Annotated in this window: 18 protein-coding genes and 2 tRNA genes; 14 read left to right on the top strand and 6 right to left on the bottom strand. The window is 45.3% G+C overall.

The window, feature by feature from the left end:
• Positions 1–118 precede the first annotated feature (118 nt).
• Both E4663_RS17355 and E4663_RS17350 read left to right on the top strand, forming a co-directional pair.
• The gene (locus E4663_RS17355) at positions 119–733 is read left to right on the top strand and encodes a histidine phosphatase family protein (RefSeq protein ID WP_135328575.1); all 615 of its coding nucleotides are present in this window, start codon (positions 119–121) and stop codon (positions 731–733) included.
• Entirely contained in the window at positions 730–957 is a 228-nt protein-coding gene (locus E4663_RS17350) for a hypothetical protein (RefSeq protein ID WP_079477521.1), read from the top strand. The genes E4663_RS17355 and E4663_RS17350 overlap by 4 nt, the downstream gene beginning before the upstream one ends.
• 53 nt (positions 958–1,010) lie before the next feature.
• On the opposite strand, the gene E4663_RS17345 is transcribed toward E4663_RS17350, so the two are convergent.
• Positions 1,011–1,826 carry a histidinol-phosphatase HisJ family protein gene (locus E4663_RS17345; RefSeq protein ID WP_135328619.1) on the bottom strand — a complete coding sequence of 272 codons (816 nt, stop codon included), beginning with the start codon at positions 1,824–1,826 and terminating at the stop codon, positions 1,011–1,013.
• 156 nt (positions 1,827–1,982) lie between these two features.
• On the opposite strand from E4663_RS17345, the gene E4663_RS17340 reads away from it, so the two are divergent.
• The 4 genes from E4663_RS17340 (at position 1,983) to dnaB (ending at position 6,873) form a co-directional block, all read left to right on the top strand.
• Complete coding sequence (locus tag E4663_RS17340; RefSeq protein ID WP_079477523.1) at positions 1,983–2,927, top strand: YybS family protein; 945 nt, start codon at positions 1,983–1,985, stop codon at positions 2,925–2,927.
• Positions 2,928–2,960: 33 nt separating this feature from the next.
• The gene (locus E4663_RS17335; RefSeq protein WP_135328574.1) at positions 2,961–4,934 is read left to right on the top strand and encodes a DHH family phosphoesterase; all 1,974 of its coding nucleotides are present in this window, start codon (positions 2,961–2,963) and stop codon (positions 4,932–4,934) included.
• Positions 4,931–5,377 (top strand): 50S ribosomal protein L9, encoded by a 447-nt coding sequence (gene rplI / locus E4663_RS17330; protein WP_079477525.1) that lies wholly within the window; start codon positions 4,931–4,933, stop codon positions 5,375–5,377. Before E4663_RS17335 ends, rplI begins: the two co-directional genes overlap by 4 nt.
• Positions 5,378–5,511: 134 nt before the next feature.
• Positions 5,512–6,873: a replicative DNA helicase gene (gene dnaB / locus E4663_RS17325; protein WP_079477526.1), complete on the top strand. Its 1,362-nt coding sequence runs from the start codon at positions 5,512–5,514 to the stop codon at positions 6,871–6,873.
• 59 nt (positions 6,874–6,932) lie between these two features.
• On the opposite strand, the gene E4663_RS19865 is transcribed toward dnaB, so the two are convergent.
• The 4 genes from E4663_RS19865 to E4663_RS17315 form a co-directional block, all read right to left on the bottom strand.
• Positions 6,933–7,079 carry a hypothetical protein gene (locus E4663_RS19865; protein ID WP_158290534.1) on the bottom strand — a complete coding sequence of 49 codons (147 nt, stop codon included), beginning with the start codon at positions 7,077–7,079 and terminating at the stop codon, positions 6,933–6,935.
• Between the two features lie 13 nt (positions 7,080–7,092).
• Positions 7,093–7,980: a DUF4097 family beta strand repeat-containing protein gene (locus tag E4663_RS17320; protein WP_135328573.1), complete on the bottom strand. Its 888-nt coding sequence runs from the start codon at positions 7,978–7,980 to the stop codon at positions 7,093–7,095.
• 76 nt (positions 7,981–8,056) lie between these two features.
• A complete protein-coding gene (locus E4663_RS20370; RefSeq protein WP_421803927.1) occupies positions 8,057–8,182 on the bottom strand; it encodes a hypothetical protein in 126 nt (41 codons plus the stop codon).
• Positions 8,183–8,400: 218 nt separating this feature from the next.
• A complete protein-coding gene (locus E4663_RS17315; protein WP_135328572.1) occupies positions 8,401–9,159 on the bottom strand; it encodes a DeoR/GlpR family DNA-binding transcription regulator in 759 nt (252 codons plus the stop codon).
• 235 nt (positions 9,160–9,394) lie between these two features.
• Between E4663_RS17315 and E4663_RS17310 the strand changes: the two genes are divergently transcribed.
• Positions 9,395–10,684 (top strand): adenylosuccinate synthase, encoded by a 1,290-nt coding sequence (locus E4663_RS17310; protein WP_135328571.1) that lies wholly within the window; start codon positions 9,395–9,397, stop codon positions 10,682–10,684.
• A 69-nt stretch (positions 10,685–10,753) separates the two neighbouring features.
• Positions 10,754–11,299: an LOG family protein gene (locus E4663_RS17305; RefSeq protein ID WP_079477530.1), complete on the top strand. Its 546-nt coding sequence runs from the start codon at positions 10,754–10,756 to the stop codon at positions 11,297–11,299.
• Here E4663_RS17305 and E4663_RS17300 read toward each other — a convergent pair.
• Positions 11,296–11,766, bottom strand: a complete 471-nt coding sequence (locus E4663_RS17300) for a hypothetical protein (protein WP_135328570.1) — start codon at positions 11,764–11,766, stop codon at positions 11,296–11,298. The two genes, E4663_RS17305 and E4663_RS17300, sit on opposite strands and share 4 nt — an antisense overlap.
• Before the next feature lie 152 nt (positions 11,767–11,918).
• Between E4663_RS17300 and E4663_RS17295 the strand changes: the two genes are divergently transcribed.
• From E4663_RS17295 to E4663_RS17270, 6 genes are all read left to right on the top strand, one after another.
• Positions 11,919–11,995 (top strand) — tRNA-Asp (locus E4663_RS17295).
• An 18-nt stretch (positions 11,996–12,013) separates the two neighbouring features.
• A tRNA-Phe gene (locus E4663_RS17290) sits at positions 12,014–12,086 on the top strand.
• Positions 12,087–12,343: 257 nt separating this feature from the next.
• Positions 12,344–13,669 carry a peptidoglycan DD-metalloendopeptidase family protein gene (locus E4663_RS17285; protein WP_135328569.1) on the top strand — a complete coding sequence of 442 codons (1,326 nt, stop codon included), beginning with the start codon at positions 12,344–12,346 and terminating at the stop codon, positions 13,667–13,669.
• 128 nt (positions 13,670–13,797) lie between these two features.
• A complete protein-coding gene (gene yycF, locus E4663_RS17280; RefSeq protein WP_079477533.1) occupies positions 13,798–14,502 on the top strand; it encodes a response regulator YycF in 705 nt (234 codons plus the stop codon).
• Between the two features lie 7 nt (positions 14,503–14,509).
• A complete protein-coding gene (gene walK, locus E4663_RS17275; RefSeq protein WP_135328568.1) occupies positions 14,510–16,330 on the top strand; it encodes a cell wall metabolism sensor histidine kinase WalK in 1,821 nt (606 codons plus the stop codon).
• On the top strand, positions 16,327–17,658 hold the full coding sequence (locus tag E4663_RS17270) for a YycH family regulatory protein (RefSeq protein WP_079477535.1): 1,332 nt from the start codon (positions 16,327–16,329) through the stop codon (positions 17,656–17,658). The genes walK and E4663_RS17270 overlap by 4 nt, the downstream gene beginning before the upstream one ends.
• Positions 17,659–17,672: the final 14 nt, after the last annotated feature.

Genomic DNA, 17,672 nt, shown 5'->3' with positions numbered 1-17,672 from the left:
CTTTGAGCCGCTCTTTTTCAAGCATGAAAGAAAACGCATACATAATGGAAGATTCTCGTCAAAATTTGAAACATTTTCTCGACGTATAGCGTAATAACAACGAAGGTGGTGCTGCATGATGACAAAGATATATATTACTAGACATGGACAAACAGAATGGAATCTTGAAGGGCGTATGCAAGGACGTAAAAATTCGAAGTTGACTCGTCTTGGAGAGGAACAAGCGGAGCGGCTCGGGAAACGATTACTCGACGTACCTTTTACGAAAGTGATTACGAGTTCCAGCGGACGTGCGAAGCAGACAGCAGAATTGATTCGAGGAAATCGGGATATAGAGTTACATGAGATGGATGAATGGCAGGAGATTGATCTTGGAGCATGGGAAGGCAGGCTAACAAAAGAGTTAGAAAAAGAGGATGGAAAGAACTTCCGGATATTTTGGGAAGAACCTCATACATATGAAGCGTCTGAAGGAGAGAGTTTTGAAGAGGTGATCGAGCGGGTTGGAACAGAAATAGAGAAGCTGACAACTTACAAATCTCCGGTCTTAGTCGTAACCCATGCGGTGGTATTGAAGGCGCTGCTTGCTTATTGTCACGAAAAAGATGTAGAGGATTTCTGGTCTGGTCAATTTATGCATCAAACCTCACTCACGGTTATTGAAAAGAAAGATGGGAAATGGAATGTAATCATGGAAGCAGATACGTCTCATCATGAGGAGGTTACAGAGTGAATAAATTCGAAGCTTTATTTGCCGTTATGCTCTTAATGCTCGCGATGTTTGCTCTAGTCACAAACTCAGGCCAACTCCTTCCTTTCATCCTGATCGGGCTTGGAATCGTCGCCTTATTATCCGGTGTTCGGGCGCTGAAAGCATCGAAGAAGAGCTTCGTAGGCTACTTGAATCTCCTCACCTTCGTAGTCGCCTTAGTCTGGGGTGTATCGTTGTTGTTATAGGGGGACAGGGCGATTGTCCCACCTTTTGGGACGATCACCCTGTCCCCATGGACTCACCCGATCGGGTGGGTTTGGGATTGACGTTTGGTGAAGGTGTGTAGTTCTTCGTATCCGGCAGAGCGGGCACGTTCGATTGCGTCTCTGTATCGGTACCCGATATGGTCCGGTTTATGGGCATCGGAACAGATGACAATGCCTACACCATGGGCTTTACATATCTGCAAGAGTTCCGGATCGGGATACAGTTTGCCTACTGGTTTGCGTAATCCAGCTGTACTGATTTCGATACACGTATCGGTTTCAGCTAAGGCTTTAGCTGCGCGTTCATATTGTTCTCTCAGAAATTCGCGGTCCTCAGGTTCATAGCCGAAGACTTTAATGACATCGATATGACCGACGAAATCGAAAAGTCCGGACTGAGCGAGGGTGACGACACGATCGAAATACTGACGGTACACCTCGTGCAAGTCTCGTTTTTCGTATTCATCGCGGTAAATGGCAAGGTCGATTCCCCAGTCATCAATCCAGTGCACCGATCCGATTACGTAATCGAACGGATGAGCTTGGATGAATTCCTCCATCTCTTTTTCCTTCCCAGGCATGTAGTCCATCTCAACCCCCATTTTGATCGGAAGCCCTTCTTCCGCGGCAGCGTCGAACATTTTCTGATACGTCTCGAACTCGAGTGTACGACGGTTCTCCACCCATGGATTAGAAAGAATCGGTCTTGTTTCTTCAAAGAAGTATGCATGTTCAGAGATTCCTAGCTCTTTGATCCCCTCTTCTTTCGCCTTCTTTATGTACGTTCTTAAATACTCTACATCCAAATCTCCGGTCTCTGCCATGTGCACGTGATAATCGGTAAGCATGAATAACCTCATCCCTTCGTTTACTGAAAGTTTAGTCTATTTTATCAAAAATGAGCGAGTACTACGAAAGAAAGATAGGAGAAGAATCTCATAGGGCTAATATGTTAAAATAAATGAGTTAGAACTCACCGAAAGAAATAGAGGTGCTCGTTGGAAATGAATGACACGAAGAGAATTACGGAAGGGGCTTTAATGACTGGCGTTTATCTGCTATTGTTGTTGGTAATTATTTTCACGCCATCCATAGTAGGTAGCGTTATCATATTTGCACTGCCAGTCCCTTTTATTTTTTATAGTTATCGTTATAACTGGAAGCCGGGACTCATCATGCTGGTTGCTTCCTTAATATTCACTGTTTTGTTTGCCACCGCTTTATCACTACCGGCTACTTTGTTTGCAGGTGTTGGGGGATTGTTCTTGGGATCTGCCCTTCATCAGAAACGTACGGCATATGAAACGTGGGCAGTTGGTTCTGTAGGATTCAGCATCGGTTTCTTGTTACTTTACTTATCCACTCAGCTTCTTTTCAGTATGAACTGGAGCGAGGAAATCCAGGATGGTTTGAATCGTAGCCTGGACATGACGGAAAGTATGTTTGGAAGTTTACTATCGAGTGAAAACCAAGAACAGCTTGATGTATTCCGAGAGTCGATCAACATGCTTCCAGACTTAATACCTAGCGGACTGGTGACTGTCGGTATCATGGTTGCGTTTATCGCTCAGTGGCTTTCTTACAAAGTAATCAATCGCCTGGAGCGAAAGCAGTTTCGCTTTCCTGCTTTTCAAGATCTGAAGTGGCCGACGTCGATTCTTTGGTATTACTTTATCGCTTTGATTATGAATTATTTCGTAAGTGCAGGAGACGGGGTTCTTTACCTTGCTGTCATCAACCTCTTTGTCTTAACTGGCTTCTTACTGGTTCTGCAAGGGTTCTCGTTCGTCTTCTTCTATGCGAACAAGAAAAAGTGGCCAAAGGTGATTCCTATATTGATTGTCGTTTTTTCCCTACTTCTTCCACAACTCTTACTGTACCTAGTTCGAATCTTAGGTATAATTGACTTAGGGTTTTCATTACGAGAACGGATCGAGGATAAGAAATAGAGCTCGCATAGAATGGTAGGAGCTGAATGAGAAATGCCTAACTTTTTTAAAAAACCAACAATGAGCGGACACTTATGGATCATTTATCTGATCTCGCTCGTGCTGCTCGGATTTATTTGGTATTACCAGTGGATGCTTGGATTGATGATGACGTTGTTCTTAGCGGCTTCTATCTTTTACAGCGTCCGTACGGAACAACACATGATCAACGAAACGGAAGAATATATATCGACCCTCTCCTATCGTGTGAAAAAGGTAGGGGAAGAGGCTCTCTTGGAGATGCCTATTGGTATTGTCCTCTATAGCGACGAATATACGATTGAGTGGGCGAACCCTTACATGAATCGCTTCACGGAAGAGGATTCGATTGTGGGTAAATCTCTTAAGAATTTGTCGGACAAGCTGATTCCTCAAATTAAAGAAGACTCCGAGGAATGCTGGATTAACATTGATGGTTACCAATTGCAGACCGTCATTAAGCGTGACGAGCGTTTGCTTTACTTGTTTGATCGGACGAAGCAGACGGAAATTCACAACCTTTATCAAAATGAACAGACTGTCCTGTCGATCATCTTTTTGGACAACTATGAAGAGATCACACAAGGGATGGATGATACCGCCAAGAGTCATATCAACTCCCAAGTGACATCCATTCTGAATAAATGGGCAGGCGATTTCGGTATTTACTTGAAGCGTACCTCTCAGGAACGATTTATCGCCGTCATGAATCAAGAAATCCTTCATTCCCTTGAAAAAGCGAAGTTCGAGATTTTGGATGACGTCCGTGAGTTGATTACGGATCAGAACGTCCCGCTTACGTTAAGTTTCGGAATCGGAGTTGGACCTGTCAGCCTGCCTGATTTGGGAGAGCTTGCTCAATCCAGCTTGGATCTAGCGCTGGGACGCGGGGGAGACCAGGTAGCGATCAAGGACGATTCAGGAAAAGTCCGCTTCTACGGCGGTAAGACGAACCCGATGGAAAAACGGACCCGTGTCCGTGCCAGGGTCATTTCCCATGCGATGAAAGAACTCGTACAAGAAAGCGAGAAAGTCTTGATTATGGGTCACAAATCCCCTGATATGGACTCGATCGGTGCTTCCATTGGGATTCTGAAGATAGCCCAGGCCAACGATAAGAAAGCAGCCATTGTACTGGATCCGGATGATATCGATACAGGTGTTCAGCGGATGATTGAAGAGATCCGCAAAGATGAAGACTTATGGCGTTATTTCATTACTCCTGAAGATGCAATGGAAATGGTGACGAATGAGTCGCTGCTCGTCGTTGTTGATACGCACAAGCCGAAACTAGTCATGGAAGAGAAGCTCCTATCGAAGACAGAGCATGTCGTTGTCATCGACCACCACCGCCGGGCGGAAGAGTTCATCGCCGATCCGACGCTGGTGTATATGGAACCATACGCTTCTTCTACTGCAGAACTCGTAACAGAACTATTAGAATATCAACCGAAGAAATTGAAGTTGTCGATGCTTGAATCAACGGCACTTCTAGCTGGTATCATCGTAGACACGAAGAGCTTTACGCTTAGAACTGGATCGAGGACGTTTGATGCTGCCTCGTACCTTCGTTCCAAAGGAGCCGACACCGTACAAGTGCAGAAGTTCATGAAAGAAGACCTCGATGTATATATTCGCAGAAGTTTCCTGATACAGCGAGCAGAGGTGTACCGTGATGGTATTGCGATTTCCACTGGAGATAAAGGCGAAGCATACGGCCCTGTCATTATTGCGCAGGCTGCCGATACGCTTCTCACGATGAGTGGCGTCATTGCCTCGTTTGTTATTTCAGAACGAAGCGATGGACGGATCGGAATCAGCGCGCGTTCCCTCGGTGATATAAACGTCCAGGTCATCATGGAACGGATGAACGGGGGAGGCCACTTGACGAACGCCGCCACCCAGCTCGAAGACACAACGATTGAAGATGCGAAAGCATTGTTGCAAGATATAGTTGATGAATATTTTGAAGGGGGAGACACACAATGAAAGTGATTTTCACTTCGGATGTAAAAGGTAAAGGTAAAAAAGGGGAAGTTAAAAACGTAAATGACGGATATGCCCGTAACTATCTCCTGAAACACAACCTTGCTGTTGAAGCGACAAAAGGAAACATGAAAGCACAGCAAGCGAAAGACCAAAAGCAGGAAGAACTTGCCCAACAAGAGGTGGATGAAGCGAAGAAACTAAAAGAGACGCTGTCCAACCTTGAGGTGAAACTTACAGCTAAATCCGGCGATAGCGGCCGACTCTTCGGATCGATCACAAGTAAGCAAATCGCTGAAGAGCTGAAGAAGACGCACAATATTAAGCTTGATAAACGAAAAATCGAGTTGGACGAGCCGATTCGCACACTAGGCTATTCCAATGTCCCTGTAAAACTTCACAATGAAGTGACAGGCACGATTCGCGTACACGTAGAAGAAAAATAGATGGTTATGTTTGTTTGAAGCGAGAAGCACTTGTTTACCCCTCGTCATGAGGGCCATTCATGTGCTTTTTGCTTTGATAGAGGAATTTACGTACGCTTAAGTGAATGGCCATCGTCCTAGAGGAGGAAACGCAAGTGAGTGAATTTTGGAATGACCGCACCCCGCCTCATAATATTGAAGCGGAACAAGCTGTGCTGGGGGCGGTTTTCTTAGAACCAGAAGCGATGTCGACAGCAGCGGAGTTTTTGCTCCCGGAAGATTTCTACCGTGCCAGCCATCAGCGGATTTTCGAAGTGATGCTCTCGCTTTCCGATCGTGGTGAGCCGATTGATCTCGTAACGGTTACGACCGCGCTATCGAATAATAAGGTGCTGGAGGAGATCGGAGGCGTATCTTACTTAACGGATATTGCAAATTCCGTACCGACAGCTGCCAATATCAGCTATTACACGAAGATTGTCAGTGAGAAAGCAACGCTCCGCAGCTTGATTCGTACGGCGACCAACATCGTCACGTCCGGCTATGAAGAGGAAGACAGTATAGAAGACGTTCTTAACTCAGCAGAGAAGGATATTCTAGAGGTTTCCCAGCGAAAAAGTTCAGGAGCCTTCAAGAGTATTAAAGACGTCCTGATCGATGTCTATGACAATATTGAAGAACTGCACAACAGTGATGGAAGCGTGACGGGTATTCCGACAGGGTACCGGGACCTCGATAACATTACTTCAGGCTTCCAGCGGAACGACCTGATTATTATCGCAGCACGTCCATCAATGGGTAAGACCGCCTTTGCACTGAACATTGCCCAGAACGTAGCCGTACACACAGATGAAAACGTTGCGATCTTCAGTCTCGAGATGGGAGCCGATCAGCTGGTTTCCCGTATGCTGTGTGCGGAAGGGAACATCGATGCTCAGCGCCTCCGTACCGGTCACATGGAAGCTGATGACTGGAACAAGCTTACGATGGCGATGGGTAGTCTATCCAATGCCGGAATCTATATCGATGATACGCCTGGTATAAGGGTCAGTGAAATCCGTTCCAAATGCCGCCGTTTAAAGCAAGAGCACGGTCTTGGGATGATCCTGATCGACTACCTGCAGTTGATTCAAGGTAGTGCCAACTCTAAAGAGAACCGTCAACAAGAGGTATCGGAAATCTCCCGTTCCTTGAAAGGACTAGCACGTGAACTGAATGTCCCACTGATCGCATTGTCTCAGTTGTCCCGTGGTGTAGAATCTCGTCAGGATAAGCGACCAATGATGTCCGACTTGCGTGAATCCGGATCGATCGAGCAGGATGCCGATATCGTAGGATTCCTGTATCGTGATGACTACTACGATCAGGAATCGGAGAGTCAAAATATTATCGAGATCATTCTCGCCAAGCAACGTAACGGGCCAGTTGGAACAGTGGAACTTGCCTTCGTCAAAGAATACAACAAATTCGTGGACTTAGACTATCGCTACAGTGATGCCGACGTCCCGCCTGCTTAGACCATCTCCTCCGGGAGGTGGTTTTTTTATGAATAAAAAAAGCGACCGAGAAACGGTCGCTAAATCATCCAAATGGCAGTAGGAATGGAAACGAACAGCAAAAGACCACTTAAACATCCAAGACCGCATCCCGCGCATCCTGTCGCTCCCTCTGATCCCATCTCAATAGTAGAAAGCCTTCGGTCATCTCTTTTCTCATCGACCATAGACGATCCCCCTTTACTGCAAACGGAAGTCACCGGAACTCGAATCGACACGTATCTTCGCTTCCCCGTCGCCAATTGTCCCGTTGATGCGGTCGTCCGATACTTCCGTGAAAGAAAATCCAGCGTGCTTAATACTTGCCTCCCCAGAGCTTGAAGTGTACAACAACGAAGTGGAGAGAGGCTCGTCTCTGAGTGATATTTCTGTATCTCCACTAGACGTTTGGACGGTAATGTCTGTGTCTTCCTCGTGTTCCAGCCATTTTACGCTTCCAGAAGAGGTGTTGGCTTCGCTTTTTTCAGCTATCGTCCCGTGGTTGATTACATCTCCTGAACTCGTGTCGACTGAGATATGATGTGCTCTCAGTTTTTTTGTCCGAATAGATCCGCTCGAGGATGCTAGTTGTATTGTTTCTTCAACTTCATTATTCATAAGCGCCTGGTCGCCTGAGCTGGAGTTCGTAGTCAATTTAAAGAGAGACATACCTTGTACTTCAATATCTCCAGATGAAGAGTCGAGATTCATGGCGTCATAGCCTCGTTCTGGCAGTAATACTTTTAACTGTGCATGATTTTGACCACCTAAGGAAAAAGAAACCCCATTTTGTTCTTCGGGAAATTCTATGAAAAGTTGATCCCCCTTCCGCTCGACGTGAAGGGTATCCTTTTTGTTACTGACTTTTCCGTTTAGGGCTACTTGAATATCTTCTGAAGAAGTGGCGGCGACTTCAATATCAGCATAAGAGGTCGTAACGTCAATATGCTTGATGCCTTCTGCTGGCAGGGTCTTCTTTTCATCTAGTGTGGTCGTGTTGAAGGATAGTACATTAGTAGATTGTGTGGTGATAAAGCCGATAATGCCGATTGTAATGAGTAGAACAGCGATAATTAGTGTCATTTTCATGACCTTCCTCCCTCTATGGTTTAAAAATGAAGAACTTCCTGTAGATTTCTCGAAATAAGTATCAGACTGGTGGGCTTCACCATCTGGGGATGAATTCAAATGCAAAGTTCAAGACGAGTAAGTGATAAGCATTCCATCCAATATGTACAATCAGGGACGGTAGAATGGATTTAGTCTTTAAGTGTACCCAACCTAAAGTCAGTCCCTCTCAATCTATGTAAAAGGTTAGAAAAACAACGCTAAGATACGTGATGAATGATAGACTACGCCTCATAACTTCCTCCTCTCCATAGGTATACGGACGAGTTTTCAAAAAGTTCCCATAAAAAAGGAAGTCCTCCTGAGAGAACTTCCTTCGTTTATCATCATCCTTGACCATCACGCCTACCAAAAGTAACGCTGGACAAAGGGGATGAGCGATTATGGAGTGACCATCAATTCAACCTGTTCCCTTTTCAAAACCGTTTGGAATTCTTCAGAAGGTACTTGGTCTGTAATAATCAGGTCGACATCTTTAAGTTCGGCAAAACGGAATAGTTCCGTTTCCCCAATTTTCGTATGATCCGCAAGTACAATGACTTGCTCCGCTTGCTGGATCATGTTTCTTTTCACCATGCCATCTTCCTCATGGGCGATCGTCAGTCCATGCTCAGATAAACCAACCACTCCGATGAACGCTTTTTTCACGTGAAACTGTCGAAGTCGTTCTATCACAGAGGTCCCGTATAGGAACCCGTGCTCCTTCTGCAGAAGCCCCCCGAGCAGTTGGATGTCAACTTCAGGCTTGGAAGATAATATTTCCGCTTGGTGAATGGAGTTTGTCATCACATTTACGGACCGTTGTGACATAGCGTTCGCACAAGCCTGCACCGTCGTCGATGCATCAAGAATGATGGTGTCCCCTTGTTGGATCAAGGAAGCAGCTAGTTCGCCTATTTGTTTCTTCTCGTCTGATACGGTTTGCAGGCGTCTGCTGTAATCCAGTACTTCTTGATGACGCGATGGAAGGATAGCACCTCCACGCGTGCGTACGATGGCTTTCTGTTCTTCAAGCTTGACCAAGTCTCGGCGAGCAGTATCTCGTGAAACGGCAAGTTGGTCACAAATCTCATCTACTGAGATCCTGTGATGCTCCTCTAAATAGCGCATAATTTGAATGAGTCGCTCTTCTTGATACATCTTCCTGCACCCTTCCAATTAAATCCTATATAAGGTATTATAAGTGAAATTCATATTTAACTCAATTATTATAAGTTATTTTAAGTGAAAATAAGTACTTTTACTTATTTGTAATTTGCGAACGATCATAAGTTTTAAACTTAATAATGTTCGGTTTTGGCATTGACTTTGTTTAGTTGGATTGGTAAACTGACGGTGAATGTGTTTAAAACAATAATTTTGGCGGAGGTGCCTTATGTCTTCAGTAGTAGTTGTCGGAACCCAGTGGGGGGACGAAGGAAAAGGCAAGATAACCGATTTTCTATCACAGAATGCGGAAGTTGTCGCTCGTTATCAGGGCGGAAATAACGCAGGCCATACGATTAAATTTGATAATGTTACGTATAAACTACACCTGATTCCATCCGGGATCTTTTTTGATGAAAAAGTTTGTGTATTAGGCAACGGCATGGTAATTGACCCGAAAGCATTGCTTGATGAATTAGCATACTTACATGATAAAGGCGTATCAACCGATAACTTACGAATCAGTAACCGTGCGCATGTTATTCTTCCATACCACTTGAAGTTAGATGAGCTTCAAGAAGCGGACAAAGGGGATAACAAGATCGGTACGACGAAGAAAGGGATCGGCCCTGCTTATATGGATAAGGCTGCACGTACAGGCATCCGTATTGCCGATCTGTTAGATAAGGAGAGCTTCAAAGAGAAGCTTGAACAGAACTTGGCAGAGAAGAATCGCTTGTTTGAGAAAGTGTACGAGTCAGATGCTTTCACAGTCGACGAGATTTTCGAGGAATATTTCGATTACGGACAACAGATTGCGAAGTATGTTTGCGACACGTCTAAAGTGTTGAACGATAACTTGGACGAAGGACGTCGTGTGCTTTTCGAAGGTGCCCAAGGTGTCATGCTCGATATCGACCAAGGAACATACCCATTCGTTACGTCATCCAACCCAATTGCCGGCGGAGTGACGATCGGTTCTGGTGTCGGCCCATCGAAGATTAAGCACGTTGTCGGTGTTTCCAAAGCTTATACGACACGTGTAGGAGACGGTCCTTTCCCAACGGAATTGGACAATGAAATCGGCGATCAAATCCGTGAAGTCGGCCGTGAATACGGAACGACGACAGGGCGCCCGCGCCGTGTAGGTTGGTTTGATAGTGTTGTCGTGCGACATGCTCGTCGCGTAAGTGGCATTACGGATCTATCTCTGAATTCTATTGATGTACTAACAGGTATCGAAACGTTGAAGATTTGTACCGCTTATCGTTATAAAGGGGAATTAATAGAAGAGTTCCCTGCTAGTCTTAAAGTGCTTGCTGAATGTGAGCCGGTATATGAAGAAATGCCAGGGTGGAGCGAAGATATTACAGGTGCTAAAACACTTGGTGACTTGCCTGAGAATGCTCGTCATTATATCGAGCGCGTCTCTCAACTTACAGGCATTCCTTTGTCTGTCTTCTCTGTTGGTCCTGATCGAAATCAGACTAACGTCGTCCGCAGCGTATATAGTGAATAATACAAAACACGCCTAACTTTGTTAAGTTAGGCGTGTTTTGATTATCATAGAGAAAAAGGAGTGTTTCATGTGAAACGAATTTGTGTATTCGCAGGATCCAGTAAAGGAAACAATGAGGCATTTGCAGAACAAACGAAAGCTCTCGGACAAGCCTTTGTAGATCAAGGACTGTCTTTAGTCTATGGAGGAGCCCAAAGTGGATTGATGGGAGTCTTGGCTGATGAAATATTAGACAGAGGAGGTCAAGTGACCGGTGTGATGCCGACCCATTTGTTTGAAAAAGAAGTGGCTCACACAGGGCTGACTGAATTGATCCAAGTCGCAAGCATGCATGAGCGGAAAGCCAAAATGAGTGAATTAGCAGATGGCTATATCGCTCTACCCGGGGGTTTTGGTACGTTCGAAGAGCTATTTGAAGTGATCAGTTGGGCTCAGATCGGGTTACATACGAAGCCGCTTGCGTTATTCAATATCGAGGAGTACTACAGCCCGTTGATTAGGTTAGTGGAACATGCGATTGAAGCTGGTTTTGTCCCAGAGAATAATAAAGAGATGATCCTCCAAGCGGATCACCCCTCTACTCTTTTACAAAAGATGAATAATTTCACAGATTAGATCTGGATCGTTTCTTGAAAAGTAAGGCCTAAATACGTGTACGTCACATCAATCTTTTGAATCGGAGCGTTCTCTGAGATGCTAAGTCCGTAAATGGTGTGCTTAGGAGATGAACGGACAGGCTCTTTGGCGTGTGGAGAGCTATTCGGAAGGAGTCGGATGGCTGAGAAGTCTTCCGACATTCTCTTGTTTGTAGTGGCTGCTAAGTCAGACATAATGAAGCCACTTCCCGCGTCGCTCACTTGTAGATGAATGTTGGAAGGTTGACTCGTTCCGTTGATGGCCACCTGCTGAATTCGTATGCTTCCAAATACATGTTTGTTCCCTAACGCTACGATAATCGAGTGTTGATCACTGGTCGTTCCGACGGATCCATAAGCGAGTGGCGGATTAATCTTTAAAAATCCAATGAGAATGAGGAGAATAAGTACACAGGAAATTAATGTTCGTTTCAGGATCACCTTCACCACAGTTCCTCCTTTCTCTATTATTTTATGATGGTATGGAGGCAAATTATGTAGTAGTTACATAGGAATTTGTCAGGAAACTGAAAAAATCTATTGCACCCCTCTTTAGGATGTGATACTATAAATATCGTTGCGGTTGGCACAAACCGTCTGGTCCGGTAGTTCAGTTGGTTAGAATGCCTGCCTGTCACGCAGGAGGTCGCGGGTTCGAGTCCCGTCCGGACCGCCACTAATAATTTCATTACATGGCTCGGTAGCTCAGTCGGTAGAGCAACGGACTGAAAATCCGTGTGTCGGCGGTTCGATTCCGTCCCGAGCCACTTTTATGAAAAACGTCTACAGAAATGTGGACGTTTTTTTGTGTTGTTTTGTCCTTTTTATCTAATCAATGATTAATTTTCCATGTCATATTTATAATCTTTTACGAGAAAATGGAAGGAATATTATATCTTCTTTACATCTATTGAATTCTATATGAAGCAAAATCTTATTATGATAAATTGTGAGAGTATGAAATAGACCATAGTTTTTATAAATAGAGAGAAAAAATGGTTAACAAACACAGGAGGAGCAGGGAATGAAACTAAGAAAAGGAGTGGGAAAGAAAACGTCCGTTGTTGCATTGTTCGGAATATTGATCGGTGTAGGGACCGTATATGCCGAAAGCACTATAGAAGATACATACCACGTGTATGTTGATGATAAACCTATAGGCACCGTAGAAGATAAAGAGATTGTGCATTCTTATATCGAAGATCAATTAAGCAGTGCGGAAGATAAATATGGAGACTGGCAGTTTAATACGGCTGAAGAGATCTCCTTTGAACAAGAGCGTGCGTTTTCACCCGAATATACAGAGGAGAAGGTTCTCTCCTATTTAGATAAAGAATTGACAGTCGACGTGAAGGCAGTAGAGCTTGAAATAGACGACGAAACGGTAGCCTATCTACCGAGCGAAGAATCGGCAGAGAACGTGATCGATAAATGGAAGGCAGAATTCGTGAAGCCCGCGATGCTGAAAAAGGTAGAAGAGCGTAAGTCAGAAGGAAAAGAAGTCGAACTAGCAGTGGATGAATCTGAAATCGTAGATGTCCAACTTTCAGAGCCCGTATCTTATGAACCGAAAATGATGGACCCAGAAAAAGTGGCATCCGTAGACGAAGCGCTGCAGGCACTTCAAACAGGAAAGAAGACGATTCACCTGTCTAGTGATCAACTAATGAGTACCCGGTCGTCTGAAGGTTCTTCTTCTGAAAAAGAAGTGAAACTTTCTCCGCTCGCGGATGTCATCGTAACGGAAAAGGGCATTCGTACTGAAGAGATTAAACGGGAAAAAGAAGTTATAAAATCCGAAGATTTGTACCAAGGGGAAACGAAAGTGAAAGAGTCCGGTTCCGATGGTGAAAAGACCGTAGAGTATGTGAAAACAATCGAAAACGGGAAAGAAAAGAACGAACAAGTGATTAAAGAAACCGTTGAGAAAGAGCCTGTTAAGCGAGTCGTGCTGAAGGGAACGAAAGACCCGTCCGTCGGCACAGGGTCGTTCAAGTGGCCGGCACATGGTGGAACGATCACCAGTTATAAAGGAAAGCGCTGGGGTCGCCAGCATAAAGGGATTGATATTGCTGGTGTAACCAATCGCTCGATACGTGCAGCCGATAACGGAACGGTTGTGACAGCAGAATACCAGAGTGGGTTCGGGAACAAAGTGGTCATCGATCACAATAATGGATATAGAACCGTATACGCCCACTTGTCGTCGATAGATGTTCGGGTAGGACAAACTATCAGAAAGGGCAGCGACATTGGTGTAATGGGGACAACTGGAAACTCAACCGGTGTTCACCTTCATTTTGAAATTCACAAAAATGGAGCAGTCAAAAACCCGATGGACTATCTTTAAAGAAGAGGCCGTCATGATCGAGGATCATGGCGGTTTTTTCGAGCAAATGGAATGAGATAAGACATTTGGTTGAAAATGAGTTAAAATGAGGGAAAGAATCGAAGCTTGCGAAAGGGATGTGACATTCGATGGCACAAAAGATCTTAGTCGTAGATGATGAGAAACCAATTGCGGATATATTGAAATTCAACTTAGAGAAAGAAGGGTATGAAGTCGTTTGCGCGTATGACGGGGATGAGGCAATCGCCAAAGCAGACGAAGAACAACCCGAACTGATTTTACTAGACATCATGCTTCCGAATAAAGACGGAAACGAAGTATGTCGTGAAGTACGTAAAAAACATAACATGCCGATTATTATGCTTACAGCGAAAGATGCTGAAATCGATAAGGTGCTCGGTCTTGAAATGGGAGCGGACGACTACGTGACGAAACCATTCAGTAACCGTGAGCTGATTGCGCGTGTCAAAGCGAACCTTCGCCGCCAGCAGCAAGAGCCGGAAGACAATGCGGATCAGCCGAGAGATATCTCAATCGGCCGCCTTGCGATCCACCCTGATGCGTATACGGTGACGCGCGATGGCAACTATATTGAGCTTACCCATCGTGAATTTGAACTGCTCCACTACTTAGCTCGTCACATTGGACAAGTGATGACACGTGAACACTTATTGGAGACAGTTTGGGGATATGACTACTACGGAGATGTACGTACGGTCGATGTAACCGTCCGTCGTCTGCGTGAGAAAATTGAAGAGAACCCGAGTAATCCAACGTGGATCGTTACACGCCGCGGTGTAGGATACTATTTAAGAAACCCAGAGCAGGAGTAAGCTTTGCATGAAAAAGGTTGGCTTCTTTCAGTCGGTCCGGCTGAAATTTATTATCGTGTACATTTTACTACTCCTGTTAGGCATCCAGGTCATCGGGTTTTATTTTGTCGATAAATTAGAAGAACAGTTGAAAGATCAATTCACAAGCTCTATTAATGACAGGCTGAACTCGTTGACGTTCAGCCTTCAAAATGCGTTCGAAGCAGAGCGCGGGGAAGGGGAAATCTCCCTTCAAGCAGAAGTCGAACAATTGATTTATGAATTCACAGAAGCGAACGGCCGCAGTCAAGATATCAGCAGCCTACTTGTTATGGACGAAAACCGTACGGTAATTGCCGCCTACGGGAACACGACCGCTCAAGTAGGGGAAATCGTATCTGATTCGCGGATTGTCAAAGTAAGTCTTCTCGGGAATACCGACCCGACTATTTCGGGACAGGTATTGTCTGGTGCGAAAGCAATTGTCGATGACGGGGACCAGACCGTCGGTGCCTTGTACTACACTGCTCAAATGGACGATGTCTATGAGCAGATGCAGGACATCAACGGCATCTTCACAAAAGGAACCCTCCTTGCTATTACGGTCACGGCCTTATTAGGTATTCTAGTTGCCCGAACGATCACGAAGCCGCTTACGGAGATGAAGAAGCAGGCACAAGTGATGGCGACGGGGGACTTTTCACAAAAGGTCGATGTCAAAGGGAATGACGAGATCGGCCAGTTGGGCATCACCTTCAATGACCTGAACGATAAATTGAGGTTATCCCAAGCAACGACTGAAGGGGAGCGCCGCAAGCTAAGTTCCGTGCTTTCCAACATGTCGGATGGTGTAATTGCAACGGACCGAGTCGGAGCGATCACGCTGATGAATGCGCCAGCTTCTAAGTTGATCGGGCATACTTTCGAACAAGTGCAAGGGCAGTCGCTCTTGGATGTGCTCGATATCAATGACCAAATAGAGGACATTGCCGATATGGAGCAAGCTGGTTCCATGGTCGTTGACTTGAGCAGTGAAGACCAGCATTTGTTGATCAAGGCGAACTTCTCGATTGTCGAGGACGAAAACCACGAAATGAATGGCTTCATTCTCGTAATCAGTGATGTCACAGAACAAGAACGAGTAGCGCAGGAACGTCGGGAGTTCGTTTCGAACGTATCCCATGAGTTACGGACACCACTGACTACGATGCGCAGCTATATTGAGGCGCTGAATGACGGAGCCTGGCAGGACCCGGAAATTGCTCCGAGGTTCCTTGATGTCACTCAAAACGAAACAGACCGCATGATCCGCCTTGTCAATGACTTGCTGCAGCTGACTAAAATGGATCATAAAGAAACGAGCATCATGAAGAAGCGCGTCAACTTCACCGATTTCTTCAATCGTGTCGTCGATCGCTTTGAGATGAACAAAGACGAGAACATGACCTTCGAGCGAAACATTCCGAAGCGTCCGATCTATGTGTGGATCGATGAAGATAAAATCACACAAGTGTTAGATAACGTTATTTCTAACGCGATCAAGTACTCTCCATCAGGAGGGACGGTCCGCTTTTCTGCTCACTCAACAAGGAAACAATTACGAGTCAGTATAAGCGATGAAGGGATCGGTATGCCTCCTGACACCGTAGATAAAATCTTCGATCGTTTCTATCGTGTCGATAAATCACGAACGAGAGAAATGGGAGGAACCGGACTTGGTCTTGCCATTGCCCGGGAAATGATTGATGCCCACCACGGGAAGATATGGGCGGAGAGTGAAGAAGGTAAGGGGACATCGGTTCTATTTACCCTTCCTCTTATGAACCAGAACCGGGGGGATCATTCATGAAAGTCGAAACAATGAAGTCCGTGATTTTGGTTATTCTGATTGCTTTCAGCTTGTTGTTATCCGTCGCCTTATGGAATTATCAGCCGAAAACGGAAGTGGAAGAGACGGGTGAGTCTATTGGCCAGACGAAGCTTGATAAAGGTACAGAGATGTCCCTTTCCGAGCTCGTTCAGCCGTCTCAGTTTGTCTTCCATGAAGCAGGGCGGCACTATTCGTATCAGGACCCACAAGACCAAACGCTGATCTATCAAAACATGCAGGATTGGAGACTCGTACCATCGAACCTGAACCCTTCTACGCCAGACTTGGAAGGGCGAAACTATGTGGAAATCATTTTCCCTACGCAAGTTCCGATGCGTACTCTTTCTTCTATCTTTGCGTATTCAGATGATACACAGTTAGCAACGAACCAGTCGTTCGACCGTCTGTTCATCACCCAGACAGAGAGTGATGGCGACGGTAATGTCTACAATCTATGGGCAATTGATAGCGAAGAAGACGTGAACCCAGCTAAATTCAAAGGGACGATTAACCAGAATGCGGGAACCATCGTCTTTGATGAGTTGGAAACGAAAGAGAAGTTAAAAGAACAAATTAGGGTGGCGAAACCTGGGGATCAACTTTTTATCGATGATATTTTCATTCCGCGCGAAGCGGTCGCTTATCCTCAAGAAGTGCTACAAACGGAGTCTGTGAACGTACTGCCGCTCCGTAACTACTTGTTCCCAGCGGAAGTACAACGCTATGAAGGAAGTTCCGGACAGCGGATTTCCGATTCCAAGCGTGTACTGGAAGTGTTGAATAATGAAGAATATATGACGTATCAATTCGCTATTCTCAACTCCACCAACCAAATCGGTTTGGATGCCTTCGATATGTTGACCAAAAGTATTGAAGACTTGAACAATCACAACGGTTGGACCAACGATTTCCGTCTAAGCCAGCTGTCCACTGACACTGGTCGTGTGGAGTATCATATTTATTTCAATGGTCTTGAAATCATGGGCCATCCGTTAGCGACGATTTTCTTACAATACGAACAGCGGGACATCCAGGAGTATAACCGCCCGCTCGTGAAATTCTTATCTTTGCCTGAGGGTCCACTTTCGACTTCTACACTGAAGTCGGGAGAAGCGGTGCTTTCGTATTTGAATGGACAAGACAGCGTAGACATTAGTCAAGTGGATGATATCAAGGTCGGCTATACGTTAGAAGAGCAGAGCAGCAGTCTCGTCTATAACCTGAAGCCGATGTGGTACATCAAGCAAAACGGCACATGGGAGCCACTCTTCAAAGAAGATGTCTCTCAAAATCAACAAGTATCGTAATGGGGGAAAGAGTG

Origin of the sequence: Halobacillus salinus (genome assembly GCF_004684905.1) — a bacterium.
Classification (GTDB): Bacteria; Bacillota; Bacilli; order Bacillales; family Halobacillaceae; genus Halobacillus; species Halobacillus salinus.
The sequence above is the reverse complement of the archived record's forward strand: the minus strand, read 5'-3'. Positions and strand labels throughout refer to the sequence as shown.

What these genes read in the sequence shown, in the direction of transcription:
- E4663_RS17355 (WP_135328575.1), top strand. Translation starts at nt 119, where the DNA reads ATGACAAAGATATATATTACTAGACATGGACAAACAGAATGGAATCTT.
- E4663_RS17345 (WP_135328619.1), bottom strand. Translation starts at nt 1,826, where the DNA reads ATGCTTACCGATTATCACGTGCACATGGCAGAGACCGGAGATTTGGAT.
- E4663_RS17340 (WP_079477523.1), top strand. Translation starts at nt 1,983, where the DNA reads ATGAATGACACGAAGAGAATTACGGAAGGGGCTTTAATGACTGGCGTT.
- E4663_RS17335 (WP_135328574.1), top strand. Translation starts at nt 2,961, where the DNA reads ATGCCTAACTTTTTTAAAAAACCAACAATGAGCGGACACTTATGGATC.
- rplI (WP_079477525.1), top strand. Translation starts at nt 4,931, where the DNA reads ATGAAAGTGATTTTCACTTCGGATGTAAAAGGTAAAGGTAAAAAAGGG.
- E4663_RS19865 (WP_158290534.1), bottom strand. Translation starts at nt 7,079, where the DNA reads ATGGTCGATGAGAAAAGAGATGACCGAAGGCTTTCTACTATTGAGATG.
- E4663_RS17320 (WP_135328573.1), bottom strand. Translation starts at nt 7,980, where the DNA reads ATGAAAATGACACTAATTATCGCTGTTCTACTCATTACAATCGGCATT.
- E4663_RS17315 (WP_135328572.1), bottom strand. Translation starts at nt 9,159, where the DNA reads ATGTATCAAGAAGAGCGACTCATTCAAATTATGCGCTATTTAGAGGAG.
- E4663_RS17310 (WP_135328571.1), top strand. Translation starts at nt 9,395, where the DNA reads ATGTCTTCAGTAGTAGTTGTCGGAACCCAGTGGGGGGACGAAGGAAAA.
- E4663_RS17285 (WP_135328569.1), top strand. Translation starts at nt 12,344, where the DNA reads ATGAAACTAAGAAAAGGAGTGGGAAAGAAAACGTCCGTTGTTGCATTG.
- yycF (WP_079477533.1), top strand. Translation starts at nt 13,798, where the DNA reads ATGGCACAAAAGATCTTAGTCGTAGATGATGAGAAACCAATTGCGGAT.
- walK (WP_135328568.1), top strand. Translation starts at nt 14,510, where the DNA reads ATGAAAAAGGTTGGCTTCTTTCAGTCGGTCCGGCTGAAATTTATTATC.
- E4663_RS17270 (WP_079477535.1), top strand. Translation starts at nt 16,327, where the DNA reads ATGAAAGTCGAAACAATGAAGTCCGTGATTTTGGTTATTCTGATTGCT.